The 26,218-nt window shown below is 56.9% G+C and carries 30 protein-coding genes; 18 read left to right on the forward strand and 12 right to left on the reverse strand.

Annotation, left to right across the window (positions count from 1 at the left end; translation table 11 throughout):
- Positions 1–8: 8 nt before the first annotated feature.
- The 3 genes from JXQ78_RS12180 (at position 9) to JXQ78_RS12190 (ending at position 3,262) form a co-directional block, all read left to right on the forward strand.
- Positions 9–1,799: an ArnT family glycosyltransferase gene (locus tag JXQ78_RS12180; RefSeq protein WP_330631037.1), complete on the forward strand. Its 1,791-nt coding sequence runs from the start codon at positions 9–11 to the stop codon at positions 1,797–1,799.
- A 178-nt stretch (positions 1,800–1,977) separates the two neighbouring features.
- Positions 1,978–2,895: a D-2-hydroxyacid dehydrogenase gene (ddh, locus tag JXQ78_RS12185; protein ID WP_330631038.1), complete on the forward strand. Its 918-nt coding sequence runs from the start codon at positions 1,978–1,980 to the stop codon at positions 2,893–2,895.
- A gap of 37 nt (positions 2,896–2,932) precedes the next feature.
- Positions 2,933–3,262 carry a BsuPI-related putative proteinase inhibitor gene (locus JXQ78_RS12190; RefSeq protein WP_330631039.1) on the forward strand — a complete coding sequence of 110 codons (330 nt, stop codon included), beginning with the start codon at positions 2,933–2,935 and terminating at the stop codon, positions 3,260–3,262.
- Position 3,263: 1 nt separating this feature from the next.
- On the opposite strand, the gene JXQ78_RS12195 is transcribed toward JXQ78_RS12190, so the two are convergent.
- Positions 3,264–4,193, reverse strand: a complete 930-nt coding sequence (locus JXQ78_RS12195) for an NAD-dependent epimerase/dehydratase family protein (RefSeq protein ID WP_330631040.1) — start codon at positions 4,191–4,193, stop codon at positions 3,264–3,266.
- Positions 4,194–4,274: 81 nt separating this feature from the next.
- On the opposite strand from JXQ78_RS12195, the gene JXQ78_RS12200 reads away from it, so the two are divergent.
- Both JXQ78_RS12200 and JXQ78_RS12205 read left to right on the forward strand, forming a co-directional pair.
- Complete coding sequence (locus tag JXQ78_RS12200; RefSeq protein ID WP_330631041.1) at positions 4,275–4,814, forward strand: tRNA (cytidine(56)-2'-O)-methyltransferase; 540 nt, start codon at positions 4,275–4,277, stop codon at positions 4,812–4,814.
- Positions 4,814–5,389 (forward strand): cupin domain-containing protein, encoded by a 576-nt coding sequence (locus tag JXQ78_RS12205; protein WP_330631042.1) that lies wholly within the window; start codon positions 4,814–4,816, stop codon positions 5,387–5,389. The genes JXQ78_RS12200 and JXQ78_RS12205 overlap by 1 nt, the downstream gene beginning before the upstream one ends.
- 13 nt (positions 5,390–5,402) lie before the next feature.
- Here JXQ78_RS12205 and JXQ78_RS12210 read toward each other — a convergent pair whose 3' ends face one another.
- The 4 genes from JXQ78_RS12210 to solA form a co-directional block, all read right to left on the reverse strand.
- Positions 5,403–5,609 (reverse strand): hypothetical protein, encoded by a 207-nt coding sequence (locus tag JXQ78_RS12210; protein WP_330631043.1) that lies wholly within the window; start codon positions 5,607–5,609, stop codon positions 5,403–5,405.
- Between the two features lie 109 nt (positions 5,610–5,718).
- On the reverse strand, positions 5,719–6,027 hold the full coding sequence (locus JXQ78_RS12215) for a metal transporter (protein WP_330631044.1): 309 nt from the start codon (positions 6,025–6,027) through the stop codon (positions 5,719–5,721).
- Positions 6,024–6,662, reverse strand: a complete 639-nt coding sequence (locus JXQ78_RS12220) for an energy-coupling factor ABC transporter permease (RefSeq protein WP_330631045.1) — start codon at positions 6,660–6,662, stop codon at positions 6,024–6,026. Before JXQ78_RS12220 ends, JXQ78_RS12215 begins: the two co-directional genes overlap by 4 nt.
- Positions 6,663–7,312: 650 nt before the next feature.
- On the reverse strand, positions 7,313–8,437 hold the full coding sequence (gene solA, locus JXQ78_RS12225; protein WP_330631046.1) for an N-methyl-L-tryptophan oxidase: 1,125 nt from the start codon (positions 8,435–8,437) through the stop codon (positions 7,313–7,315).
- 207 nt (positions 8,438–8,644) lie between these two features.
- Between solA and JXQ78_RS12230 the strand changes: the two genes are divergently transcribed.
- The gene (locus JXQ78_RS12230) at positions 8,645–10,075 is read left to right on the forward strand and encodes a hypothetical protein (RefSeq protein WP_330631047.1); all 1,431 of its coding nucleotides are present in this window, start codon (positions 8,645–8,647) and stop codon (positions 10,073–10,075) included.
- On the opposite strand, the gene JXQ78_RS12235 is transcribed toward JXQ78_RS12230, so the two are convergent.
- Positions 10,072–11,055 (reverse strand): hypothetical protein, encoded by a 984-nt coding sequence (locus tag JXQ78_RS12235; protein ID WP_330631048.1) that lies wholly within the window; start codon positions 11,053–11,055, stop codon positions 10,072–10,074. The genes JXQ78_RS12230 and JXQ78_RS12235 overlap by 4 nt on opposite strands.
- A 154-nt stretch (positions 11,056–11,209) precedes the next feature.
- Between JXQ78_RS12235 and JXQ78_RS12240 the strand changes: the two genes are divergently transcribed.
- From JXQ78_RS12240 to JXQ78_RS12270, 7 genes are all read left to right on the forward strand, one after another.
- Positions 11,210–12,121, forward strand: coding sequence for a transcription initiation factor IIB (locus JXQ78_RS12240; RefSeq protein WP_330631049.1), 912 nt, complete (start codon positions 11,210–11,212; stop codon positions 12,119–12,121).
- 2 nt (positions 12,122–12,123) lie between these two features.
- The gene (locus JXQ78_RS12245) at positions 12,124–12,498 is read left to right on the forward strand and encodes a PadR family transcriptional regulator (protein WP_330631050.1); all 375 of its coding nucleotides are present in this window, start codon (positions 12,124–12,126) and stop codon (positions 12,496–12,498) included.
- Positions 12,491–12,727 carry a hypothetical protein gene (locus JXQ78_RS12250; RefSeq protein ID WP_330631051.1) on the forward strand — a complete coding sequence of 79 codons (237 nt, stop codon included), beginning with the start codon at positions 12,491–12,493 and terminating at the stop codon, positions 12,725–12,727. Before JXQ78_RS12245 ends, JXQ78_RS12250 begins: the two co-directional genes overlap by 8 nt.
- A complete protein-coding gene (locus JXQ78_RS12255; protein WP_330631052.1) occupies positions 12,717–13,076 on the forward strand; it encodes a hypothetical protein in 360 nt (119 codons plus the stop codon). The genes JXQ78_RS12250 and JXQ78_RS12255 overlap by 11 nt, the downstream gene beginning before the upstream one ends.
- A gap of 457 nt (positions 13,077–13,533) precedes the next feature.
- Complete coding sequence (locus JXQ78_RS12260) at positions 13,534–14,106, forward strand: hypothetical protein (protein ID WP_330631053.1); 573 nt, start codon at positions 13,534–13,536, stop codon at positions 14,104–14,106.
- A gap of 560 nt (positions 14,107–14,666) precedes the next feature.
- Complete coding sequence (locus JXQ78_RS12265; RefSeq protein ID WP_330631054.1) at positions 14,667–15,659, forward strand: ABC transporter ATP-binding protein; 993 nt, start codon at positions 14,667–14,669, stop codon at positions 15,657–15,659.
- Positions 15,656–16,537 (forward strand): ABC transporter permease, encoded by an 882-nt coding sequence (locus tag JXQ78_RS12270; RefSeq protein WP_330631055.1) that lies wholly within the window; start codon positions 15,656–15,658, stop codon positions 16,535–16,537. Before JXQ78_RS12265 ends, JXQ78_RS12270 begins: the two co-directional genes overlap by 4 nt.
- Positions 16,538–16,541: 4 nt before the next feature.
- On the opposite strand, the gene JXQ78_RS12275 is transcribed toward JXQ78_RS12270, so the two are convergent.
- A complete protein-coding gene (locus JXQ78_RS12275; RefSeq protein WP_330631056.1) occupies positions 16,542–17,261 on the reverse strand; it encodes a CPBP family intramembrane glutamic endopeptidase in 720 nt (239 codons plus the stop codon).
- A gap of 114 nt (positions 17,262–17,375) precedes the next feature.
- On the opposite strand from JXQ78_RS12275, the gene JXQ78_RS12280 reads away from it, so the two are divergent.
- Positions 17,376–18,005, forward strand: coding sequence for a phosphoribosyltransferase (locus JXQ78_RS12280; RefSeq protein WP_407934023.1), 630 nt, complete (start codon positions 17,376–17,378; stop codon positions 18,003–18,005).
- Here JXQ78_RS12280 and JXQ78_RS12285 read toward each other — a convergent pair.
- The 3 genes from JXQ78_RS12285 to JXQ78_RS12295 form a co-directional block, all read right to left on the reverse strand.
- Complete coding sequence (locus tag JXQ78_RS12285) at positions 18,002–19,462, reverse strand: RtcB family protein (protein WP_330631058.1); 1,461 nt, start codon at positions 19,460–19,462, stop codon at positions 18,002–18,004. The genes JXQ78_RS12280 and JXQ78_RS12285 overlap by 4 nt on opposite strands.
- 72 nt (positions 19,463–19,534) lie before the next feature.
- Positions 19,535–20,404, reverse strand: coding sequence for a trehalose-phosphatase (gene otsB / locus JXQ78_RS12290; protein WP_330631059.1), 870 nt, complete (start codon positions 20,402–20,404; stop codon positions 19,535–19,537).
- A gap of 22 nt (positions 20,405–20,426) precedes the next feature.
- Complete coding sequence (locus JXQ78_RS12295) at positions 20,427–21,986, reverse strand: alpha,alpha-trehalose-phosphate synthase (UDP-forming) (RefSeq protein WP_330631060.1); 1,560 nt, start codon at positions 21,984–21,986, stop codon at positions 20,427–20,429.
- Positions 21,987–22,201: 215 nt separating this feature from the next.
- Between JXQ78_RS12295 and JXQ78_RS12300 the strand changes: the two genes are divergently transcribed.
- A complete protein-coding gene (locus JXQ78_RS12300; RefSeq protein WP_330631061.1) occupies positions 22,202–24,049 on the forward strand; it encodes a glycoside hydrolase family 15 protein in 1,848 nt (615 codons plus the stop codon).
- On the opposite strand, the gene JXQ78_RS12305 is transcribed toward JXQ78_RS12300, so the two are convergent.
- Complete coding sequence (locus JXQ78_RS12305; protein WP_330631062.1) at positions 24,046–24,402, reverse strand: hypothetical protein; 357 nt, start codon at positions 24,400–24,402, stop codon at positions 24,046–24,048. The two genes, JXQ78_RS12300 and JXQ78_RS12305, sit on opposite strands and share 4 nt — an antisense overlap.
- Positions 24,403–24,503: 101 nt before the next feature.
- On the opposite strand from JXQ78_RS12305, the gene JXQ78_RS12310 reads away from it, so the two are divergent.
- Positions 24,504–25,247 (forward strand): DUF2797 domain-containing protein, encoded by a 744-nt coding sequence (locus tag JXQ78_RS12310; protein WP_330631063.1) that lies wholly within the window; start codon positions 24,504–24,506, stop codon positions 25,245–25,247.
- Here the strand turns inward: JXQ78_RS12310 and JXQ78_RS12315 are convergent.
- The gene (locus JXQ78_RS12315) at positions 25,244–25,654 is read right to left on the reverse strand and encodes a hypothetical protein (protein WP_330631064.1); all 411 of its coding nucleotides are present in this window, start codon (positions 25,652–25,654) and stop codon (positions 25,244–25,246) included. The two genes, JXQ78_RS12310 and JXQ78_RS12315, sit on opposite strands and share 4 nt — an antisense overlap.
- A 99-nt stretch (positions 25,655–25,753) precedes the next feature.
- Between JXQ78_RS12315 and JXQ78_RS12320 the strand changes: the two genes are divergently transcribed.
- Both JXQ78_RS12320 and JXQ78_RS12325 read left to right on the forward strand, forming a co-directional pair.
- The gene (locus JXQ78_RS12320; RefSeq protein WP_330631065.1) at positions 25,754–25,969 is read left to right on the forward strand and encodes a DUF7525 family protein; all 216 of its coding nucleotides are present in this window, start codon (positions 25,754–25,756) and stop codon (positions 25,967–25,969) included.
- A gap of 18 nt (positions 25,970–25,987) precedes the next feature.
- On the forward strand, positions 25,988–26,212 hold the full coding sequence (locus JXQ78_RS12325) for a DUF7123 family protein (protein WP_330631066.1): 225 nt from the start codon (positions 25,988–25,990) through the stop codon (positions 26,210–26,212).
- The last annotated feature ends 6 nt before the right edge of the window (positions 26,213–26,218 follow it).

The raw sequence follows: 26,218 nt of genomic DNA on the forward strand, positions 1-26,218 counted from the left end.
CTCTAGCAATGGCTGTTCCACTCGGCTCGCAACTGCGTCGAAGCTACCGACGAGTGGTTCGCGATTACCGGTCCGATCCGTATCTTCGATACATTCTGCTTGGTGCACTGTTGCTCAGTGGATTTTTCTTCTGGCATCTGATCCCGAACTTTGCCACGCGCGACGAACGCGACCGAATTTTCGACGTGCTCTACTGGTATGGCTCCGTCATCGAGACGCCGACAATCGAATCGGCTCGTGCGGGCGTCGTCTGGGGTCGGGTGCCGTTCGGGCCAACGTTCTATCTGTATGGCCTGTTGTTTCTTCCGATTGTCGCCATCATTTTGCTGACGGGCAATGAATCGATACTGACAGCGTTCGCTCGTCCGGATCCGTATTTCATCTGGCATTCGACCTGGAGCGCAACTCCTGAGTGGTTCTGGATGGTGACGATCGGCGTTGTTCGCCTCTCGTCAGTGGCATTTTCGGTCGGGATCGTTTATCTGGGCTATCGAATCGGGTCAACCGTCCGGGATCGCCCAACCGGTCGGCTCGCTGCCGTGTTTCTCACGCTCACCCTCGGGATTTTGATGCTCGCACACGAGGGAGGTGAAGACATTCCGGCACTGTTTTTCTATCTGTTGAGCACCTACTGTGCGATCTGGTATGTCTCCTCTGGAGATCGTGATTCGTTCATCGCAGCGTGTGTCGCTGGTGGTCTGGCAATCGGTTTCAAGCTCACGACTGCACCGGTCGTGGTTGTCATCGGACTCGCGTTTTTCCTCCGTGGGGTGGAACCAGCAGCTGGCCTTCGGGAGATCGCCAGACCAGGACTGTTTCTTTCAGGAGCGCTCCTTGGCTGTATCACCATCGTCTCTAGCTATCCAGATGTGTTCGCTGTTGGTCCGGAGCCACTGGTCAAACGGATTCTACACGGTGCGTCCGTGGGCCCAAGTCGCGACTTCGGACCGAGTGCCGAGCGCTGGTGGTGGTATGGCCGTGCGCTGTTCAATGGTCAGGGACTCATCCTGTCGATTGCCAGTCTGAGTGCGCTCGTTGCTTTGCCGTTCAGCTGGCGAGATCGTTCGTTCGAAACGCTCTCTAGCGCCCTCGTCGTCGCAGGTGCTGCTGGATCTCTCTTATTATTTATTGATTGGCATGATTTCCGGACGCATCACCTCGTGCCGGCGATGGCGTTGCTCGCGATCGTTCTGGCGATCGCACTCGCTCGCCTTCGATCGAGAGCGCCAGCGGTGGGTCGGGTGATTCTCGCCGTTCTCGTGCTCACCAGTGGTGTCTACGCCACGGCTGGGGTGCTGGGCTACGGTTCACAACCTCGTGGTGTGGCTGCCGACTGGCTCGGGGCCAATGCCGACGAGAACGATACGGTTGAGGTGTATCGACACGACTGGCAGGAGACTGGGCTTGCCCTCGACACGTCGGTTTCGAGCCCCAACGGTCGTGGAACGTACGGCACTGATCGGACGAGTGGCTGTCCAACGTACATTCAACTGGGCTATCGGGATCTGTACTATCTCGATTCGGATACGTTCCGGAAAGACGATCCCGACCGCAGTCGGTATATTCGAGCGCTGGTTTCGAATCGGACGCAGTATCGGGTCGTTGCGACGTTCGGTGAACGGCCGCCCGTGGCCGAGATTGCGCCGTCGAATCCGAACTCCGTTCGCGATCTCATTCGTGTGGGGCTGACACCTCTGGTTGCCCAGTACGGCGACGAACAGGAGGTTGGCCCAGAGCAGTATGTCGTGATTCTCGAACGACAGGGCTCGTGTCCATCGGTCTGGAATCCACCGTTCTGAGTGCACCTGCGGTCGGAGGGTTTACGGCCGCTCGCGGCCTGCAGTCGATAGGAAGTGGGGTCGAACACCCTTGGTGGCAATGACGAGGTGTTACCCCCGCTGAGCCCCTTGTGATGAGGGCATACAACGACCGAGCCACCGAAATTTTGACAGTAATGCACACGTAGTCGGACAGTACATGGAGCTAGCCGTCCACGAATCGATATCGTTCAGTGTTCCACCAGACCGACTCGCGACCCAGCTCGAACGGCGGGGTCACAAGACGAGACTCATTGGATCGGACGAATCGGTTGGGTCAGTCGGTGGAGTGGTGACGTTCGATCACGAGCCGACGTTTTTCGATGCGCCCTGGGTGCACTGCGTTCGCGCCGGCTACGATGCGTTTCCGGTCGAAGCGTACGCCGACCGTGGGACGGTATTAACACACAGCCCCGGCATTCACGCGGCGACGGTTGGAGACACTGTGCTGGGATTCATGCTCCAGTTCGCCCGGAATCTCCACCGCTATCGCGATCTCCAGCACGACTGTGAATGGGAGCCCCAGTCCTACGATGATTCGTTCACGCTTGATGGCGAGCGAATCACCATCGTCGGGCTCGGTACGCTGGGTCGGGGGGTGCTCCGGCGGGCAGACAGACTCGGCATGCACATTGATGGCGTTCGTCGCCGTCCACAGCCGCTTGAGGGCGTAGAAACGATCTATCCGCCAGCAGAGATCGAGGCAGCCGTCGCTGATTCACGGTTTGTCGTCCTGTGCGTCCCACTCACTGCGGATACCCGGGGGATGATCGATGCGTCGGTGTTTTCGGCGATGGCAGAGGACGCGTATCTGATTAACGTGGCGCGTGGCGACGTCGTTGCACAAGACGCACTCCACACTGCACTCGAAACTGGACAGCTCGCGGGGGCAGCCCTTGATGCGCACTCACCAGAGCCGCTCCCGGCCGACGATCCGCTGTGGTCGCTCGAGAACGTGATCATCACGCCGCATGCGGCCTCGCTCACTGATACGTATCCAGAGGAAATCGCTCGGCTGGCTGATCGAACGGCCCAACGAATCGCAGCTGGCAAGGAGCCGTTCGATCGCGTGGCCTGACCCCAGGACTATTTGTCGTGCTGTCCAACAATCAACTATGCTCGACAGTTCGATTGCTATCGAATCCACCGACGGCGTGACGTTCGTTCTGACAGTACACAATACTGGCGACGATCCTGTCGAAATCACGTTTCCAGACGCCTGTCTCGCCGAGTTCGTCGTTTCGTCGGACGACGACGAACAGTGGCGATACAGCGATGGCCGAATGTTCGCACAGATGGTCCAGACACAAACGATCGCTCCCGATGATGCGCTGACGATCCGAGCCAACTGGGACTCACCCACACCGGGTGCCTACACCGTGCGGTCGTGGCTCACCGGGGATGTCGACTGCAGCGCAGAATCGGAATTTCGCGTGCCAGCCTGATTCAGAGTTCCGCAAGTAGCTCGCGGGCGACGCGACGAACTGACTCATCGGAGGAGAGTTCGTTTTTCCAGCCCAGCTCGAGCAGCTTATCGATCGGCAACAGGACGGTAGAAACGTCACCCTCCCAGCCGCGTTCGCCGCCGGTGTAGCTGTACTCTGGGTCGAGACCCATCTCATCGCTCACGATGTCGGCGATGGTGTCGACGTCCGTCGTTGTCTGTGTGGCGAGATTGTAGGTGTTGACCGGCTCGTCGGCGTGTTCGACGACATAACACATCGCATCAACACATTCGGTGACGTGCATGTAGGATTTCGTCTGTTTTCCGTTGCCGAGAATCGTCAGTGACTCCGGATCATCATCGAGCTTTTCGACGAAATCGGGTACCACACCGGCACCAAAGCGTGGGCCGACGATGTTGGCAAAGCGGAACGTCCAGACGGTAAAGTCGTGGGTGTTGCCATACACGGAGAGAAGTGCCTCTTCACCGAGCTTGGTCGCACCGTAGACGCTGATCGGTTCGAGCGGGCCGTACGATTCTGGCGTTGGCTCGCCGGCTTCGCCGTACACGGTACACGAGGAGGTAAAGGCAATATTGGTCACACCGACCTCATCCATCCGTTCGAGGATCGTGTGGGTCATCGAGCTGTTGGCCTCGAACTGCTGGCGTGGGTTGTCGGTGTCGACGTATTTGTCGGCCGCTGCAAGGTGGAACACGATATCGATCTCGTCGGTGATGATGTCAGCGACCACCGCTTCGTTCGTCAGATCGCCCTCGACGAACGTGGCCGCTTCGGGGACGGACTCGCGCACACCGTTCGAGAGGTCGTCAACAGCGATAACGTCGTTATCAGTGGCGAGCTGTTCGACCAGCGGTGAGCCGATCAGCCCAGCACCGCCAGTAACGACGATCTGTTTGCCGGTGAGTTCCATATCGGGAGTGGTAGCGATCGGCGTAAGTGTATTCCGATCGCTGGTGCAGAAGGTGTTTGGTCGCCCACGACAACGGTCAGTATGGAAGATCGTACAGTCAGCGTGTTGCGCCTGGGTCACCGACCCGGTCGCGACGATCGCATGACCACCCACGTGGGGTTGACTGCGCGCGCGCTGGGCGCTGAGCGGGTCTATCTTTCACCCAGTGCGTCGCACTCAGAGCGGACGATCGCCGACATCACCGATCGATTTGGCGGTCCGTTTGCGGTGGAGCTGACCGACGAACCCCGACGCGTTCTCAACGAGTTCGACGGGACGATCGTTCATCTGACGATGTATGGGCTCCCAGTACAAACCGTCGAAGCGGAGATTCGTGAGCCTGCCGACGATCTGCTCTGTGTCGTCGGCTCACAGAAGGTTTCGTTCGACGTGTATGAGCGTGCTGATTACAACGTCGCCGTGACGAACCAGCCACATTCGGAGGTTGCGGGGCTTGCCGTGTTTTTAGATCGGTTGTTCGAGGGCGATGAGCTCGATCGGGAGTGGGACGATGCCGATCGGCGGGTTATTCCGAAGGAAACGGGAAAGAAGGTGGTGCCCACAGAAACGCTCGATGAGTGATGGAACGGAGTGGGCTCAAGCAGCTGGCTGCTGATTCGCTTTCCGGTGGCGAGCGGTACTCGCTCGGCGATTCGCTGGGAACGGAGGCCTGTGCGATAAACTGGTATGTGATCGAGCCGGGTGGGGAGCTGCCCGGCGGTGTTCACGCTCACGGCGATCAGGAAGAGCTGTTCGTGGTGCGTTCGGGAACGGCGACGTTCGAGACGTTCGACGGGCGCGTTTCAGTTGGTGCTGACGAGGCGATTCGATTCGAGCGAGGAGAGTTTCATCATGGCTACAACGCTGGCTCGTCGACGCTGGAGCTAGTGGCTATTGGTGCACCGAAAGACACCAGCGAGATTTTTGTGCCGTTTGCGTGTGCCGACTGTGGTCACCAGTGGCTTCAATTGGAAACTGACGGGCGGGTCACCTTCGAGTGTAACGGCTGTGGAACGACGAAAACACCGCTATTGCGCTGTCCGGAGTGTGAAACAGGTGGGCTCTCGTGCCGGCTTGATGCGGACTGTGTGCCGATCGTTCGGTGTGATGAGTGTGAGAAGGCGTTCGATCGTTCGAATTTCGATTTGGGGTTCTAGGAAACTGGACTGTTTATTCATAAGCAGTGATCAATAAGACAATAAGGAAACAACCGGCTGCAATGAGAAAGAGTAACGAATCGCTCCCGGCTATCTCACCGGACCATAGCACATTCCGCAAGCCGATATACCCATTCACAACAAATGCGATAGCGATCGCAAGAATTCCAAGCGCATCTTTTAGATTCTCAGCAATAATATATCTCTTTTTGTCTACCATACATAAACTAAGAAGTTCTAATATACTAAGATATTAGGATGCAACGTGATCCTAGAAATCTTAACTAGATTGAAGCTGAGTGATTGCCAAGCAAAGGATACAGCAGCACTTACTCAGCCAGTCCCTGTCCCACACCGAGCGCAACGGCTAGCGTGAGCACGGTGCCAACCGCTCCAGCAATGAGCGTGCCGGCGGCGGTTCCCAGCCCAGGAATCCCATACTCAGTGAACAGCCCTGCAACGATCACCGTCGCATGTGTTCTCGCACCAGTGAGTTCGGCGGCGTGTTCCAGCGGTTCGATGTAGCCAACGGCTTCTGCGCCGATCGCAAACAGCGGCGACACAGCCACCAACAGGGCAAGTCCACCGATCGCTTTGATCATCCAGTCGCGATCGATATGTGAACCCTGCACGCTCATGCCTGTGCCCCCTGTCGGCTCACATCACTCGCCGTCGATCCAGTCGTCTCCAGCAGCCACACGCCGAGCAGCGTCAGTAGCCCTTCACCGACGCCGAGCAGCGCGTGACCGCCACCCATGACGACGACCGTCGTCACCAGCTCGTAGCCAAACGCGGGGCTGAGTCCCAGTTCGATCCCAGCAGCGAGTGCTGCGAGCGTGATCGACCCCCAGCCGGCAGCCACGATCGCGGTCGGCCGGTGGTAGCCAGCGAGCAGCTGATAGATCGCATAGCCACCAAGCGTCTCAACAATTGCCATGTTGAACACGTTCGCACCCAGCGCGAGCACGCCGCCATCACCGAAGACGAACGCCTGAATGGCGAGCACGATCGACACCGACACGATCCCGAGCCGTGGCCCGAGGACGATCGCCGCCAGCGCACCACCGACGAAATGCGCACTGACGGGCGTGGGAAGCGGCCAGTTGAGCAACTGCGCCGCGAAAATCCCCGCGGTAACGATGGCAAACAGCTGAATGCGCGCCGTCGAAAGCGTGCCACGAAGTCTGTGTAAACACGTTCCGACGACGAGACTCGAAACGACGAGCAACGCGCCAACCATCCATGGATGTAAAAATCCGTCTGGTGTGTGCATACGTCTGATCTGTTCGTGATCACTAATAAACGCTCGTCCGCGACTGTGGCTCCGCCTTCATACCGATCCCCGCAAGAGAAATGATATGAAAAATCACGACGCAGTTTCGACTCATGTCATTGTTTACCTCGATGAGGTTCTGGAGCAGGCAAAGTGGCTCGTGGGGAACGGATCTGATATTTGAGGATCAGTGAACTACCGCGCCCAACCGCCCTCGGGGCTACTCGCCCCTCGTTGTAGAGGACGAGGATTCCTGTATCGACGTCAGAACTTGCATCCACGGTAGACACAGAAGTTATAGACTCCGCAGGCGATTTCCCTTCACAGGCGGTTTGGAGTGTCCCACTCCTACGAATCGACACTCGAACCACACATCAGCCGCACGCTTATTGTCGCGTTTGAACGGCGGACGCGATATGGTGAGTATCGTAATATCTTATTGTGAACGATTGGGTAGTAACTTTGCCGAATTGGACGGAAGCAACCAAAGACGGCGGTAACGAATCGCAGAGCGATTCGTTTGCTAACCAGAAGCCGGAAGCTTCTGGTGAACACTGTCCCCCCTCCCTGCTCACACATTCGGTGCTCGCTGAGGAAAGGGGTCTGAGCGACTAATTTCAGGTAAAATGTTCGCAGGTGAGATTCACTTTTCAAAACCGCTCCACAGAGAACGCACTCGCATCAATTGGTGAGGTATCTTCGGCCACCAACGCTGCGGCGAGTTCACCGACTGCAGGTGCCAACTTAAACCCATGTCCAGACATCCCGACAGCCACAACAACCCGATCACGTCCCGGAAGATGATCAATGATAAAGTCACCGTCGGGCGTGTGCGTAAGCACACATTCGCGTATCCCCATCGTTGAGCCATCACCCGCAGGGGCGAAATCCTGTGCGAATCCCCTCGCTGCGTCAGCCTCATCTAGTGACGCGCTGGGATTGTCTTCAGGATGAACATCTACTCCATCGACGTGGGGAGCGCCCACCTTGAATCCCCCTAGTCGGGGTTCTGGCATGCCATAGAAGTGCCGCCCGTCAACAACATCCATTACGAATACGGGGAACGATTCCGGTGCGAACGCTGCGCGATCGGTTGGAAGGAATCGACACGCGACGGACCGTTCGCGTTCCAAGACCGATCCTACAGTCTCAAGGCTGTGGGCAGCCCATGCTCCGGATGCAATAACAATTTTCTCTGCTCGCCACGTCGTCATGGGAGTTTGCACTGCAACCCCATCACTGGTTTCGGTCCAATTGGTGACTGGCTCACGGGCACGGAGCCGTGCTCCCGAGTTGAGTGCTGCATCAGCTAACGTAACAAGACACTGGTGGGCGTCGAGCACCCCTCCTTCAGGTTGATAGACAGCTCGATACTCGTCGGGGAGTTCGTAGGCTGGGAACCGATCGTTCACCGTCTCAGCGTCCAATACTTCATGGTTGATGTCATGGACACGGCACGTTTCAAGCGCACCAGTGAACGTGTCACCGTCGCTCTGACCGATCGTGAGTGAGCCAGTTGTGACGAATAGGTTCTCGGATGTGGAGTTGTCAAGTGTGAGCCACCGCTCTCGACTCCGCTCCAGGAGGGGAAGGTATTTCTCTCCCTCGTGGTAGGCAAACCGAAATATTCGACCCGAACCGTACGATGTGGCCGTTGGATTGGGGAAATCTCCCGCCTCAAGAATGAGAACGTCCTGTCCCTCTTTCGCGAGGTGGGCAGCGGTCGCACACCCGACAATCCCTGCACCGACTACGATGATGTCAGCTTCATCCATATTCAGTCATTGTATCGCGTCTACTCCTTACTTTCGCCCCTAAAATAATCTGTAATCGAACCTTCTATCTATGGCACATTTACTAACTTCAATCTAGAAAAATTGACATGTATCCTGAACTAACCAACAACGTTAACAAATATCATGGCATACCTATATGACATGAGGCAGACATGAAGGTCGCTGATCCGAACTCTTGCAGGAGCTATGACCGTTTTCGGAGGAATCGATGGTGGAGCGCTAGCAGCTTCATCTACCGGTACCGTTAATATAGATAAAAAACAACAATCTGGTCTCTATCAGACCATGCAACAGGAAGGATATACAACACTTCCAGGACTATGTTTTACAACACTGTACTCTCATCTTCCTCAAATACTCAATCAGAGTCGTCACCAGCCGGTTATTTTCATCGACACATATGATTATGAGCGGTTGCGCGGACAAGCTGTGCGACAACGAGACAATGAGTACGCACAGATTCGTGCGATGATCACAGAGACTCTCCAACAGCAAGGGATCATCCGGGTAATCGACTATTCACGCTTCTACTCTGCTTCGAAAAAAGAGCGGTACCTGCGCCGCTACCGGAGAGCGCTTGAATCGCTCTCGGAGCACGAGAACCAAAGAATCGCAAGCCAGGCCCTTGATGGCTACGCTCAATTCGGCCGGGGAAGCTACGCACGGGCGTTCCGAGAAGCCTTGGACAACTGGGATATCAACAAAGACAAACTCAGGCAACTACGATCTCATCAAGACCGGATCGAGCGCGGGCTTGCTGATCCCATCCAATTCAACGAGGATCTTGCGGCACAGTATCTCGCGGCACTGGCCGTTCGAGAGGGAGCTAACAGGTACTTCGACGGAATCAATGTTGTCGGCACTATTGGTCAAGGTGAGCAAGAATCCATCGCAAACGTACTTCGTGAGACTGATGTCCCAATTAGTGATGATGTGCTCGGACTGAGTTCGAGCGGACAATCTCTTCGGACAGTTGGCCGCCCCAGCATCGAAGAAACAGCAGGCTATCACCGCGTTTTCGAGGCAGTCAAGACCGCTGCTCAAGAGGCATTAGACGTCCAGCACAACAATTGGTACACTCTCGGCTCCCGATTAGCAGTCCCATTGCACTCAACTCTCTTTGCTGGCACTAGCCTCTCCAAAGTTGAACAGAATCCACAGGAAATAGCTAAGGAAACGAAACAGGTCCTCGACCGTCTCGATCAGCGCGCCGAGACGAACCAAATAGAACATATCCAATACCAGGCTGAGCGGATCGCAGAGGAACACGAAATGACGAACCAAACGACAAACAAGATAGAGAGCCAACTCAGGGAAGCCGCGAACCTCGCCAACTTTTCCGACGATATCTACGAGTTGCAGGATACAGGAGATTATTCTTCAGAAGCGTTATTCACGGCAGCTGCGATAAAAACTGATCCGCACCACCGACAGAACACAGATGCAATTCATCGACGAGCTGAGTCGCTCCAACGCTGGCTCTCGTCGGTCACAGCACCCGATCATGAGCTGACAGACTATTTTGACCGGGCAGACTTCAAACGGAAAGAAAAAGATCGAAGTAGAACCAACGGATTTTGGGTCTTTTCCCAGCAGCAACGAGCAATTTCAGGCTAACGTCCCTTGTTATCGAGTTCTCCAAACATTAAGCTGACATCTTCAGTTTGAGGTTGTATCATCCACGTCAAATCGAGAGGGGTATCTTCGTCGTATTCTTCTCGTAGACGTACCGCTTCTTCAACGAACTCCCCAACGGTCACCGTGTTCGAAAGCGTTAAGACTGATTTATTCCCCAGTTGGTACTCGGGGACGATTGCCATTTTGTCTGATGCGGTATCGACCGTGAGGGGTATTCCACTGTTTTGAGTGGGAGGGGAAGCGATGAGCTGGTCCTTGGCCGACGAGGGTTCCCATACCGGTGGATCATCCCCACGCGTATTTCCCACGGATTTTATAACCTGTTCGATAAATCGTTCCTGTGCCTCGCCTTTGTCAGTGAGTGTTACTGTTGCATCTTCAAATATTATAGAACCAGCTTCTGCCAACTTTGTTACTTGTTGTCGAACGTGCTTTCGCTCGACTGTTTCCCCACGTTGATCCTGACGTGTACGAACATCAGAAATGATCGTAGAGAGTTTAACTGGCTCTTGCTTGAGAAGATCGATCTGTTCACCGACAGAATTATTCACGCCAATTGAATGAAAGACTAAAAATGAGAGTGGCCCACGAGCAGCAGGTAGTGGATCGAGACATCTCTCTACCTCTGCAAGTTCGGCATCTTCCTGCCAGTCAATACTCGCAAGAGATACTCCAAGGCGATGTAGCAGAGAATCGATCTCCCCATAGATCTCAGAGCCTACAGTAGTGAGCGTGTTATCTGGTTTGTTGACAATTGGTGTTGGGAGATTGCTAAGTGTCGTTAGATGCTTTGAGATCAAGGATGAGGAACATCCTAGCTCTTCTGCCATCTCAATTTGAGTGTCATGACCATCCCCCAAGACCGCCAGTGTTGCCAGTCGTGTCGCGGTTAAATACTGGATAATTTCACCAGCTTCGATTATTAACTTCGTTTCCCTTTCGGGACGTTCGGCAGACATATCTAGTCACAACGAAGAGGCCAGTAAAGAAATTTGTGATAACTTTCCATATCCACTCTTTTCGTGGTTAGATAGTGATATCCATATATAACAGTGGATGATTAGAAGTTAGTAGGAAATATTTTAATAGTATAGGTGATAAACATGGGTGTGCATGAACACATATTCCGTGGCCCAGTCTTGCATAAACTGCGACGGGCCAGTTGAAAAAGACCCAAAACACGGTGAGAAGGCATGTGCAGAGTGTGGCGAGATACTTAGTGACAAAGAAATTGATCACGGACCCGAGTGGCGCTCGTTCAGCTTCGAAGAGAGTCAGCAGAAATCTCGCGTCGGCCCGCCAACGGGTCGATCACTCCACGATCGTGGCCTGTCGACCACGATCAGCTGGGCTGACAAGGACGCGAACGGAAACGTCCTGCCGGCGCAGAAGCGCCGGCAGATGAACCGGCTTCGAACATGGCATTTTCGCTCTCAGACGCCTGACTCGAAACACCAGTATCGCAAACAGGCACTCGGAGAGATCGATCGTATGGGCTCAGCGCTCGGTCTTCCAACGGATGTCCGCAAGACAGCAGGAGATATCTTCCGGCAGGCACACCAGAACGGAATCGTGGTTGGTCGATCAATCGAGGCAGTCGCAGCGGCTGGGCTGCATATCGCCGCCGCAATCGCTAGCCTCCACCGAACTCTTGACGAGATTACCCACGTCGCTCGTGTCGAGCGGACAGCCATCGCACGGGCAAAACGCGCAATCAACGCCGAATTCAATCTCGCGCTCGAACCCAGTCACCCATCGACATTTCTGGAGCGGTTTGGATCGGAGCTCGATCTGAACGCAAAATCTATCCAGAAAGCACGGGCGGTGCTTGAATCAGCTCCTGAGGAGTATCTCGGCTCGGGAGCCAGCCCCGTCACCATTGCGGCCTCTGCACTCTATCTCGGAGATAGACTCACCGGCGGACCAGCAGTCACCCAGCAGGAAGTCGGAGACTGTTGTGATATCTACGACAGGGTGATCCAGAACCACTACCCACAGCTCGAAGCGTTCTACGAGGTGCGCTGATCATGGCTGCGTACACAGGATTCACCGATCTGAACGCGCCCAAGCGAGATCTACTAACTGTCCTTTCGCATGGAGAGCCAGTGAAAGAGGCGGAAATAGGGACCAATCTCGAAGAAGAGACAGGGAAAGTTGTGAGCTACGCTCGCATCTACGACCAGCTCAAAGCGCTCGAAGAACGGGGGTTTGTCGTCAAACAAACGGGCGACTGGGCCACCTATCAGATCACGCCGCTTGGTCGAGCTGTCGTACAGGAGTACTACCGATTGCTCTGTGACTTTCTTGGCGAACCCGATCAGAAGCGTGACGCGTTCGAGCTCGTGTACTCCGGTGGCGGAGCGTGCCGATCAATCCCACCTGGAGGGCCAGACGATGACTAGCGACAGTAGCACAAAGCAATTCGACGAAACACATCGTTGTCGAACGATCACGACGGATCACCGGATGGTTAGAACCTGCGAGTCAGTGTTTGGCGCTGCCATCTGTCCACACAACGGCTGTCGGACACCGCTTCATGGAGATCCATCGGCGTTTGAAAACACCGCCTTCCGCTGTCTTGGATGCAACTGGATCGTCATCATCGACCAGGTGGCCATCGATGGCCTGTGAGCACGAGCCCCAACGCATCAGCATCGTCGAAACCTCCGGCACAACGGTCGAAATCGAGACCAAGTGTCGTCACTGTGGGACACAGTTATGGACAGCAGCAGAATTGATGGCTGTTGGGGATCACTCAGTCGGCGATGCGTTTGAGGGTCCAGAGGGACGTTGTTGGACGATTCTCAATCCAAGAACACCAGGTCAGGCGGGATCAGCAGGACTGAAAATCGAACAGCTCCACGATCCACTCAAAGATCGTACAGTTGGCGTCCACTTGAGAGCGGACGACGGCGACGAACAGTGGTTTCAGCAAGCACAATTTGAGTCCATCGTTGGTGACATCCTCGTGGAACTCTGATGAGTCCTAACTGTGATCACCAGTTCGAGGTGGAGGATGTCCTCAAAATCCGACAACGTGGCCCTCAAACAACTGAAGTCTCGTGTCGACGGTCTCATCCATGTTTCCCAGGGCGATTCCACAAGAACGTATCCATCGTCCGCCACAACCTAAGGGTCGAGCGTTCGTTACCGTCCAAGACGGCTTAGGATCGGACGACTGCGCTTCGAAGGCGGCGTCTGCTATCAGTTTCGAGAGACACCAGACGGTACCGTCGAGGAACTGCACGGCGACTGATAGTTGGCCCCTCCGATTCTTCTTGAAGTTATTGATAAAAATAAATCATATTTATGTGCAGTCGGAGCTAATAGAGTGCATGTTCGAGCCAGTGGCATGCGCTCCCGGTCTACCAAGCGAGTCAAAGGACTTGCTAAGCGACTTTCTGAGCCGATTTGGCGATACGGAGGACATGGATTCCATGCCGGCATTGGTTTTCGTTGATGTGTTGGCTGGAGAAAAACCAGCGATGATTTTCCAGCCCAACGAGAATCAATTTCCCAACCATCGCTTTGCGCCACACCAGGGGCTTGCTGATCTCTGTGATCAGCTTGGATTACACGTGTCGTTTCGTGCTGGCACGAATTTCGTTTTTGTGGCTGCCAGTCGTGGACGCCTTGATCTCGTTCCAACCAATGGCCGTCGCAAACGGTCACGAGGATGGGCCAAGCGCCTTGGCGTGATCCTCGGTTATCCTCCATCAGCGGTGCAGACCTTCATGAGTCAGGACCAGCCATGGACAGAACCAGCTGATCACGTTCGGGATGGCCATTTCACACCCGAAGAGATTGCTGACGTAGGGTTTGTACCATATCGTATGGATGATTCCGTGCAAGGCTACGAACGGGCGATTCAACGCGGTCAGCGCGCACGTGCAAGGTATGAACGGTTGGCGGAGGAATGGGACTTGCCCCAGCTCGCCAAATGTGTCGAACAGCAGCGCGAAAAATTCGTTGCGAATGCAACTCCCAAAGTTGTGTCTGCAGATGACTAATCGTAGACGAACTGATCACAGCCCTCACAACGAGGGTTGCCATTCTCTCCAGGATCAATCTCCACAGTTCGTCCACAGTTTTGACAGGAAACTTTCTTTCCCATACATTCAAAAATTAGTTGATAGATAATAACTCATATGTGAAGTGTTGATGGATTCATATGGGTGAAAATGAAATTAGCATGTTCTGATTACAGCACGAGTCCGGTATGAGATAGACACCGAAAAAGGTGGTAAAGACAGGCAAATATCATATATATATGGGAAGCGAATATCTTTGGGTCCATCCATTTACCGCTGGATCGAACCCAGATATAGTTACGAATTTATAATATAAAAACTATTAGTAAATAATTCACATTAAGTTTGATTAGTTTATACAGCCACCATACAGATGGCAGCGAGCCATTACCTTTGCACCTGTGGTAACACAGGTGCCCCTTCAAGATACACCGAGTAGTAGTTTTCATTGGAAGTTACTTCCTTCATTTCTTCGAAAACTGTACTCGAATTGATGCGTTTTTCACAACGAATTAGTGGTGTGGGGGGCCACGGGCTGTATGGCAGCGATCTCCGCAACCGATGTCGAGCTGGTGTACGCTGATGGCACCCGCGCCGTCAGGGGAGTGTCACTCGAAATTCCGGAAGGCGAGTTCTTTGGCTTTCTCGGTGCCAACGGTGCGGGCAAAACGACGATGATCAAAACGCTGGTGACGTTGCTGCGTCCCACCAGCGGGACGATCACCGTCAACGGCTACGATGTCACCGACCGACCACGGGCGGTCCGCAGTTCGATCGGCTACATGGCACAGGAGACTAGCATCGACGAAGAACTGACCGCACGAGAAAACATTCGATTCGCGTGTGATGCTTACGGCGTCCGGTCGGCTGATCGTTCCGAGCGAATCGACACACTGCTCGATCTCGTCGACCTCCAAGCGGAAGCCGACTCGCTCGCAAAGAGCTTCTCTGGAGGGATGAAAAAACGCCTCGACGTGGCGACCGCGCTGGTCCATCAGCCACCAGTGGTGTTTCTGGACGAACCGACGACGGGACTCGACCCGGAGGCCAGAAACCGCCTCTGGGACTACTTCCGAACGATCAACGATGACGGCACGACCGTCTTTCTGACAACGCAGTATCTTGAGGAGGCAGACCAGCTCTGCGATCGAATCTCGGTCATTCGCGATGGCACTATCGTTGCGGACGGCTCACCAGCAGCGCTGAAATCGACGGTTGGTGGCGACGTGATCGACATCACCCTCACAGAACCGACGCCCGAAACGATCCAGCGCGCCAGGGCGACGATTGATGCAATCGAGGAGGCAGAACTTTCGGTCGAACCGACCGAATCGGGGATTGCGGTTACCGCATCGAACGCGCACTCACTCGGCCCGGAGCTGATCACGACGCTGGCAGAATCGTTCGAAATCGCCGGCTTTCAGACCAGATCACCAACGCTCGACGACGTCTTTCTCGCGCTCACAGATGAATCGAATGAGCACGGCAACGCGAGCAGCGACGCGCCAATGGATCTGGAGGCTGACCAATGAGCTCCCCACCCGCTGGCACGCGAAATCCATTCGTCGTGGACTGCTGGATCAATCTTGAGCGGTGGCTCCGGAAAACCGTCCGAAATCCGTTCGTTGTGGTCTCTTCATTGTTGAATCCGATCATCTTTCTCTGGCTGTTTACGGCCGTGTTCGGCTCGGTTACCGGCGGTGCACTGACGAGCACACTCGGGGAAAACGTCAATTATATCACGTATCTCGTCCCGGCAATCGTCATCCAGACCGCCCTGATTGCCGCATCGTCATCCGGGATTGGGCTGGTTGACGACATCGAGAGCGGAATGTTTGAGAAGGTGCTCGTCAGTCCGATGCGCCGATCGGCAGTGTTTCTCGGCAAAGCCCTCTCTGAGGTGTTGCGAATCGTCGTCCAGGTGTCGATCGTGCTGGGACTTGGCTACGTGTTGCTCTGGGCCGACACCGGCGGTGCCGTGGGAACGTACGTCGCGACTGGCTGGCCTGGCGTCGTTGGCATCTTTTTCATCAGCATCTGCTTTGCCGTCTGGTTTACGGCGCTGTCGAATCTGATGGCGCTGTGGACGCGAGATCAGGAGTCGACGATCATTGGCGCGAATCTGGTCCAGCTGCCGTTGCTGTTCGTTTCGAGCGCGTTTTTGCCGCTTGCGGTGTTACCGGGCTGGATCCAGACCGTCGCCCGCTTCAATCCGGTTACCTACGGAGTGGACGCGGTGCGTGCGCTCATGCTCGGCCAGGATCTGCTCACTGTAATTTCAATCAACTGGTTCGGTGGCGTCTGGAACACGCTCGTGCCGGCACTGGGCGTGCTCATCGGCCTTGATCTGGTGCTGGGTGGAATTGCCGTCTGGTCGCTGAATCGCGCGACGAGCGCCGACGTAGAATAACCACTCACCCGATCGTCTGATAGAGCGCAGCGAAGAGAATGGCGTTGTACAGCCCGTGGGCAAACGCGGGAACGACGAGCGTTTCGGTGTACTCATAGAGCGATCCGAGCAAGAGCCCAAGGACAAATGTGGTGAGAATGTAGCTTCCCACGCCGGCTGGAGTTGTGGCGATGATCGCAGGGATGTGCATCAAACCGAACAGCAAACTCGCCAGTGCGATCGCCGCTTTTGCCCCGAACGATTCCCGGAGTCGACCCTGGACGCAGCCACGAAACAGTAGCTCCTCGGACGGGCCGATGAGAAAGAACGCGATCGGAATGAGCGCGAGCAACAGCTGGGGATTGCTCCGGGCGATCCGCTCGATCTGGTTGGTTCCCCCAGGCACGTCCAGTTCCATGAACAACCAGCCGAGCAGCTGTGCGAGCCCGAGCAGAGCAATTGTTCCGAGAACAATGAGACCGAGGTGTCGAATCGTTGGCCGACGAATATTGAGTGAAACGCCGCTGTAGCGACTATACGCGACTGCCACGCCGATAAACACGACCGCCTGCGTAAGAAACTGTAACACGTAGCTTGGTGGACTGGTGAGTGCGATGTCGGCAATCCACAGTGCGCCGACCACCACGAACCCAACGACGTTCGTGAGAATCCACGTCACCACAATCAAACCGATCACAGAACCAACTGCCCGGAGTGTCTCCCTGTTCGAGCGATTACGCTGCATGTCCGACGAGATTCGCCTGCCAGGTGAATATCTCCACCGGTGGTCTGCCCACTGGACTTGACGTCGGGGTCGCGTTCGTCTCGGAGGTGCATACTTACCAGTAGAGCGTTAAGTATGGGTATGACCTTCACGGATCGAACGGACGCCGGCACCCAGCTCGCCCACGCGCTCAAGGAGCGATCGATCGACGGTGATGTCGTCTGTGCGATTCCCCGGGGTGGGCTTCCACTCGGCCGTCAGGTAGCGGATTCGCTTAATCGGCCCCTTGACGTGGTGGTGGCCACAAAAATTGGTGCGCCACACAATCCAGAGTACGCGATTGGAGCGGTGGCAAGCGATGGCAGCCTCTGGCTGAACGACGAGGCGATCGAATCACTCGGTGTCGATGATGCGTATATCGATTCGAAGACCGAAGAGCTGGCTGGGGCTGCGCGTGAGAAGGCACGGCGATATCGCGACACGGAGACGCTCCGTTCGTTCACAGACCAGTCAGTGATTCTCGTCGACGATGGGATCGCAACCGGGGCGACCGTTCGTGCGTGTCTCAAACGGCTCGTCAACGACGACGTGGCTCGGGTTGTGCTCGCCGTTCCGGTCGGCTCTCCTCGATCGATCGCTGCAATCGAGGCCGACTTCGAGGCCGTCGTCTGTCTCGAAACCCCCGAGGCCTTCCGAGCTGTCGGACAGTTTTACGACCAGTTCGAGCAGGTAAGCGACGAACGGGCGATGTCCTATCTGGACTAGCCCTTCACGTTGCAGACGGGAAACAGCCGCGCCACTGGCGTTCCGATCCCCAGTGACTCGGACACCGCCACCACGTCGTCGATATCTTTGTAGACGCCCGGAGCCTCCTCGGCGATCGTCGCGCCGCTATCAGCCTTGACGAACACCCGATTTTCTCGTTCGAGCTCGTCTTGCACGTCGCCGCCCCAGTACTCCTGTTTGGCCTGCGTGCGGCTCATGATCCGCCCGGCGCCGTGGGCAGTCGAGCCGAACGTCTGGATTGGACCACCAGCACTGCCACAGAGGACGTAGCTTCCGGTGCCCATGCTGCCAGGAATCAACACCGGCTGGCCGACGGTCCGGTAGGCAGCTGGGATTTCGTCTCGACCGGCCGGGAATGCACGCGTCGAGCCTTTCCGGTGGACGAACAGCTCACGCTGTTCGCCATCGACCGTGTGGGGCTCGAGCTTGGCGCTGTTGTGTGCCACGTCGTACAACAGCTCTATCGCCATGTCTTCGAAGTCCGTCTCGAAGACGGATTCGAACACCCGCCGTGTTTCGTGGGCGATTACCTGTCGGTTCACCCACGCGAAGTTGATCGCCGCACACATTGCGCCGTAATACTCGCGGGCGAGTCGGCTGTCGGCCGGAGCGGCTGCCAGCTCATCGTCAGGCAACCGCTCAAGCAGATCGGCGTGTTCGGTTTCAATCGCCTCGAGGTAATCCGTACAGACCTGATGGCCGAGTCCTCGACTGCCGGTGTGAATCAACACCACGATCTGGTCGGTGGAAAGCTCAAACTGTTCGGCGATCGACGGATCGAACACGTCTGTCACCCGCTGGACTTCCAGGAAATGATTACCACTTCCAAGGCTTCCGACCTGCTTTTTCCCCCGGTTTTTTGCGGTCTGAGAGACGGCCGTCGGATCGGCATCCTGTCGCCGGCCGTGGTCTTCACAGTGTGTCAGATCAGCGTCCACGCCGTAGCCCTCCTCGATTGCCCACTCGACACCATCCTCAAGTATCGCATCGATATCGACCGCATCAGCGTCGATCACGCCACCGCTGCCCAACCCGCACGGAATCGCATCGAACAACGATTCGACGAGCGCACGCTCGTTGCCCTGCAGATCGTCGTACGTGAGGTTCGTCCGCAGCAATCGAACGCCACAGTTGATGTCGTAGCCAACAGCACCTGGCGATATGCAGCCCCGTTCGGCGTCGATGGCGGCCACGCCACCGACGGGAAAGCCATACCCCTGATGGCCGTCGGGCATGCACAGGGCGTGTGTCGTTATGCCGGGGAGTTCGGTCGTGTTTCGCAGTTGCTCTAACGTCCGGTCGTCGCTGATTTCATCGAGCAGCGACTCGTTTGCCAGCACGCGGGCCGGCACGTTCATTGAGCCTGTCTGTGGAAGCTCCCAGACGTGCTCTCGCACCCGTTCGAGCGTGAATTCGCCGGTTTCATAGGTGCGCATTGGTGATCGGTTCACCTAGGAGTCCCATGGCAATATATCACAGGGTGGGGCCGAGACGACGACGCTACCCGATCACAAACACTCAGATCCCGTCTCGCACAGCCACTCCAAGAGTTCGGACACCGCAGCCGGGCCCGACACCTGAAAATCTGCAAGCGTTTCTGCAGTGCCCACGTGAATCCCGATACCTGCCGTCCTGGTGACGCTAAATGCGTCTTCGTCGGTCGTGTCGTCGCCGATGAACAGTGGAATCACACTGGCCGTTTCCTCGTCGATGAACTGCCTGAGAGCTCTGCCTTTGTCCCAGTCTATCGGGGGTCGCAACTCGATTACGTCGTGGCCGGTCGTCAGTCTGAGTTTCCCGTCGTCGGTGGTGGCGTCACTGACAACCGCGTCGATCAGCTGATACAGCTGTTCGGGTTCGTGTCCGTCCGTTTCGACATCACGGTAGTGGACCGATGCGGTAATACCCTTGTTCTCGATCTGTACGCCGTCGATCGAAGCCAACTCTCGCTCGAGCATTCCACAGACCCGACCGATGGTCGATCGCACCGAATCCGGCGACTCGAGCGGTGGATTCGTGTCCATCTCGAGGCCGTGATTGCCCGCATACCGAATGCCATCGACATCGACACGCGACCGAAGATCTGCGAGCTCACGACCGCTGATAACCGCAACGGTGAATTTGGGGTGTGCCGCGAGTCGTTCGAGCAACTTGTGATTTCCCGAACGCATCGCTGCGCTGGTGGGATCGTCAACGTGTGGCGCGAGGGTTCCATCGAAATCCAGCCCAAGAAAGAGCCGTTCAGCATCGCTCGTTTCGAGACAGTGCCGAAATCTGTCTTTTCGCTTGCACAATAGCGGTGCTGGCGTTGGTGTAGGAGCTGGCGAGCGGTTCGTTTGCGCCGTATCGGCAACACTGTCGTTCGTGGAGTTTGTCATTTGAGTGAATGTACACACTGTGTTACGGTCCGGTTTCGTCCGATTGACGCTCCGTGACGGTCGAGAACACGTCTTCGAGCCAGGCGGTGAGATCGTTTTCGTGGACGCTTCGTCTGAGCCGCCGACAACGGTGTCGGCGTTCTGCTTCTGGCATCGTGAGTGCCCGCTCGATGGCATCGGCCTGTCCCTCGATGTCGTAGGGGTTGATCGATAGGACGGCATCGCCGAGTTGCTCGTGCGAGCCGGCGAGCTCGCTCAGGATCAACACGCCATCATCGTCGACCTGCGCGGCGACGTATTCCTGGGCAACGAGATTCATCCCGTCTCGAAGCGGCGTGACGAGTGCCACATCGCTGTATCGATACAACCCAGAGAGCTGTTTTCGCGAGAGTGCAGCGTCGATCAACACGACGGGCTGCCACTCGTCGGTTCCAAAGCGCTCGTTGATTCGTGTGCTGATTTCGCGTACAGTCTGCTGGAGCTGTTGATACGCCTCGATCTGTGAGCGGCTCTCGGAGCCCTTCTGAACGTACGTGAATCTGCCACGCCACCGAGGGCGCTGTTCCCACAGGCGTTCGAGCGACCGGAGCCGCTCGGGTATCCCCTTGGTGTAATCGAGCCGGTCAACGCCGAGAACGAGCCGAACGTCCGGATCGATTCCCCGGTCAGCTTTGAACGAGCGCCACGTCGATTCGGCGACGTCCAGACTTCGGCGCTTGATCCGTTCTGCGTCGACCCCCATCGGATACGCACGGACGGCAGTTGTCCGCCCGTTGTAAGTGATCTCACCGGCTTCTACGTCGACTGAACTCTCCGCTAACAGCTCCGAGACGCAGTTGCAGAAGTTCCGACAGTACTCCGGCACGTGAAACCCGATGAGATCGTTGCCGAGCAGCCCCTTCAGGAGTGCCCGCGCCTGCGGACAGATTCGAAACACCGGCACTGAGGGCCACGGAATGTGCCAGAAGTGTAACAAAAATTGCTCGTCGCCACACTGCTCGCGAACCATTGCCGGCGCACACGCCAGATGATAATCCTGGAACCAGATCACACTCTCGGGCGTCGTGTGCGCTAAGATTGCCTCAGCAAACGTCTCGTTTACCGCTCGATACCGCCGATACTGCTGGGTGTCGAATTGCGTATTCTCCAGTGAAACGTGACAGAGTGGCCACAACGCCTGGTTGCTGTAGCCATAATAATACTTGGCAACGTCCTCTTCGGAGAGCCACACCCGCTGGAGCGTGTACGTTGGCTCTTCGGGGGGGACACGAAGCTTTCCGTCGCTATCTGCGACCGTTCGGTCTGCGTCGCCATCACCCCATGCGATCCAGGTGCCGTTCAACCGCTGCATCACTGGATCGAGCCCTGCTGTCAGGCCACCGGTCGGACGATCGACAGCCACCGATCGATCGCCATCGTCGGGGGATTCGAATCGGTGGCGATACGGCTGTCGGTTCGAAACGACGATGACGGACTCGGCCTCCAGCGCGGACGTGATCGTGTCGTCCTGCTCTGGCACGTCGGTTTCCTGGGAATGGCGCTGTCCCAGCCCGCTGATTGAAGACCACCAGTCGTTAGACATGTTGTTGAGGGTGAATCACTTTACTCGCCGGCCAACTACACTCTGGTCGACCTTTTGTGTACCGCTGATCCGCCGATCGTGAGAAACGTTCGTCATCCTCTCCCTAATAATTATTTGGCTATCGAATCATAAATTAGTATTGGATTTCCGTACGAAACGTCTCAACGAGCCTTCGCCACCGGAGACTTAACCCCAGAGCGATCGAACGTACGGATATGTCGAATGGTGGCGTTCACCAGCCGCTCGAACGCTACGGAATTATTGGCAATCTCGAGACCTGCGCACTGATCTGTGCGACGGGGTCAATTGACTGGTGGTGTGTGCCGACACTGGGGGCTGAAAGCGTCTTCGCCCGGTTGCTCGATGCAGACTCTGGTGGCTGCTGTCTGGTCCAGCCAACGGCCTCATTCGACGCCACGCAGTCGTACCGTGGACGAACGAACGTGCTAGATACGACGTTTCGGACGGCCGATGCCAAGGGGACGGTGACGGATTTCATGCCCGTGGCTGGACGAACCGACGCCGGACCAACGGCGATCTATCGCCGGCTTTCCTGCGATCGCGGGCCACTAGAGCTATCCATCGAGATTATGCCCCGATTCGATTACGCGAGAGCGACCGTGTCCATGCAGCCGACGAGCGGGGGTGTGATTGCACGGGCCGACGAAACCGATCTGTTCGTCCGCACCGAGTATGGACTGACGATCGAGTCGGCTGCCGACGGGAGCGACATGGCGACCGGAACGATCACGATAGCGCCCGGCGAGACGAGCTGGCTCGTCTTGCAGTACAACCGACGTGACCCGCTACCGAACGCTGCGTGCGAGTCAGAACTCGGGGCTACCCTCGATTTCTGGCGATCGTGGTCCCACGAGTGTACGCATCCGAACCGCTGTCTGTTTGCTGGCCCGCATCATGAGATGGCAGTCCGCTCGACGCTGGCACTGAAGCTGTTGAGCAACTGGCGCACCGGCGCGCTGGCTGCAGCCGCGACGACGTCCATCCCGGAAGTTGTCGGGGGGACGCGCAACTGGGATTACCGATTCAGCTGGATCAGGGATTCGGCGTTCACGATTCAGGCGTTGTACGAGCTCGGACACGTTCGCGAAGCTCGACGTGTGTATGATCGCTGTCTCGCACAGTGTCACGCGACCGAAAAAACCCGAAACAGCCAGCCACTCTTCGGGCTCACAGAGCGCGAGGAGACAACCGAGCGGACGCTCGAACATTTTTCTGGCTATCGAGGCTCGACACCGGTCCGGATCGGTAATGCGGCATCTACACAGCTCCAGCACGACATGTACGGCGAGCTGTTGCTTTCGATCCACCGCGCGTATCGCTACGGCGAGCCGATCTCCGAGGCCACCTGGGAAATGATCAGGGGCGTAGTCGATCGCGTCTGTTCCGTCTGGGAGCAGCCGGATCACGGGATCTGGGAGATACGGACGGCACCCAGACAGTACGTCCACTCGAAGGTGCTCTGCTGGGCTGCCATCGATCGGGGGATCAAAATTGCTGCTGACGGGGGTTTCGATGCCCCCATCGATCGCTGGGTACGCACCCGTGATCGGATTCACACGACCGTCATCGATCGTGGATTCGATGCCGATCGGAATAGTTTCGTTCAGTCGTTCGACGACAGCTCGCGCCTTGACGCCGCCACGTTACGGATCCCGCTGGTGGGCTTTCTCGATGCGACTGACGGGCGCGTGGTCGGAACGATCAACGCGATCGAGCGATCGCTCACCACCGAGGAGGGGCTCGTGTATCGGTATCGCGGTGGTGACGGGATCGAAACGACTGATCATCCGTTCATCGTCTGTACGTTCTGGCTCGTCGATTGTCTGGTGCTCCGAGGCGAGATCGAGCGGGCAAGACAGCTGTACGAGACCGTTCTGGACCATGCGAGCCCGCTCGGGCTGTTCGCAGAAGAGATCGACCCAGAAAGCGGAGAGCTTCGGGGGAATCTCCCGCTCGCGCTGAGCCACGTGGGGCTGATCAACTCAGCGCTCTATCTCCGCTATGCAGACGGTGAGGCCGGTATTCAGCCGCCGGGGGTCTAGGGAGGGGTCACAGCGGCTGGCCGTGTCCGTTCGAGTGTCCTGCAAAGTGCCATAATGGGCGGTCGTTTTCCACCATCGCTGACTGACCTGATCGCATCCAGATACGCCGTGAGTGCTGTGGTCAGATCGTGATAGCTTGCGGCATAGCCAAGCAGCTCCGTCCGTTCGAGCCCATCGAACTTGAGCGTGTACGTGATCGTCCACCGCGTGGAGTGATCGATTGCCGGGCTGCTTGTGGCCGTTTTCGCACCTTCCAGCGTGAGCTGTCCGTCGGCGGCGGCGATCGGGATTGCGATCGCCTGTCCCGTCTCGTCAGGATGGCTGTGTGATTCCCAGAGGGGTTCGGGCTGCACGAGTACACGTAGCAGTCATACTGGTATAGGGAACCCCCCTGCCTGTGCCAGAAGCAGCTCGACGAGACAGAATTTTATCGGTACCACGTCTACCAACTGTCGTGCAGATCGTTGGCTACCGTGCCTCCTCGGGCACGCTCATGCTCGCATGCGATGGTGAGCCACAGTCGATAGCGCTTACGCCGGGCACCGAACTGTCGTACGCACTCGGTGAGCGCCACTGTGCCGGCGTGCTCACGGCCGACAGCCACCAATCCTGTGAGAAAACGGGTGCACCGTACTGTCAATTACACGACCAAACCTGGATCTGTGCCCGCTGTATCGGGACGTGTTTGAAAGACGAAATGGACTGTACGGTCCCGCATGCGGTGTATCTCGCCGCATTCGCACCAAATACGTTCAAAGTCGGGGTGACAAAGCGCGATCGGCTCACGACGCGACTCAAAGAACAGGGCGCAGACCGGGCGGCCCACCTCGAAACGGTTGCAGACGGCCGCATCGCCCGACAGCACGAAGCCGATCTCGCAACCAAACTCACCGATCGCGTTCGGATCGATACGAAAATCGCCGGGCTCACTCGATCTGTCGATCCTGTGGCGTGGTCGTCGCTGCTAGATCGGCATTCGCCGGTCGAGACGTTCACATTCGACTACGGACTCGATCTCGAACGACCGCCGGTTCATGAAACCGTGTTGAGTGGGACGGTTCGTGGACGAAAAGGCCGGCTCGTGGTGCTCGAACGGGAAACAGAAACGTACGTCGTCGACTGTCGATCGCTGGTCGGCTATGAGATCACACGCGGTCGTCCCGATCGGCCACTCCAGCGCTCAATCGGCTCGTTCTAGTCTTCGAGTGCGTCTGCGATACGCTCTAGTTCACGACGGGCGTCGTGGACCTCATCGCGGAGCTTTCGGAGCTCGCGGACCATCTCCTCGTTACTTTCGCCACCACCAGCACGACCGCCTGGGCCACCGCCCATGCCACCCATGCCGCCGGGACCGCCGCCGCCGCCCATCATGCCGCCCATCATCTGTGCGAATGGGTTGCCACCGCCACCACCCATGCCGCCGGGTGCACCGCCGCCGCCGAACGGATCGTCTGGGCGGTCGTCACCCTCAGATTCACTCTCACGACGCTCGCGAATCTCCTCGACGCGCTCGCGGAACGATTTTTCCTCCTCGGACGACTGGTCTGCGTCGTCGTCGGCCGGTGTAGATTCGTTGGACTCCTCAGATTCGTCGTTCTCGGACATAATCGCAGTTTTCGCCCGCCTCACAAAAGCGTGGTGTCTCGGTGGCGTGACAGGCTGAGAGCGGGGGCTTTTTACCCGAGCAACACCCCTCACAGCACAATGAGCGAAACGGTAACAGCCGAGTCAGACAAACGAACTGGGATCGCAATGGTCTTTGGCGTGCTCGGTCTCGTCGGCGCGCTGGTGATGCTCGCGATGGGATTCCAGCACGAGCAGTTGTTGGCAGCGTGGGGCTTTGCAGGCGCAATGGTCGCTGGTGCACTCTGTGTCACGGCCGTTCACCTGTCTGGATCGTCCGAAATCATTAATCCATAGAGCACATAGGTACTTTCCATGGCCACCCTCACCGACGAGGATCAACGTATCCTCGATTATCTCCACGAGAGCGTCGAGTCCGGTAAACGCTATTTCAGGGCCAAGCGTATCGCCGACCAGCTCGGACTCTCATCGAAACAGGTCGGTGCACGGCTCCCACGGCTGGCCGACTCGGCCGAAGATGTCGAAATCGAAAAGTGGGGCCGTGCTCGCTCGACGACCTGGCGTGTGACACCAGAGTAGGTGTGC

It is taken from the genome of Halocatena halophila, assembly GCA_027563145.1.
Taxonomy (GTDB): Archaea; Halobacteriota; Halobacteria; order Halobacteriales; family Haloarculaceae; genus Halocatena; species Halocatena halophila.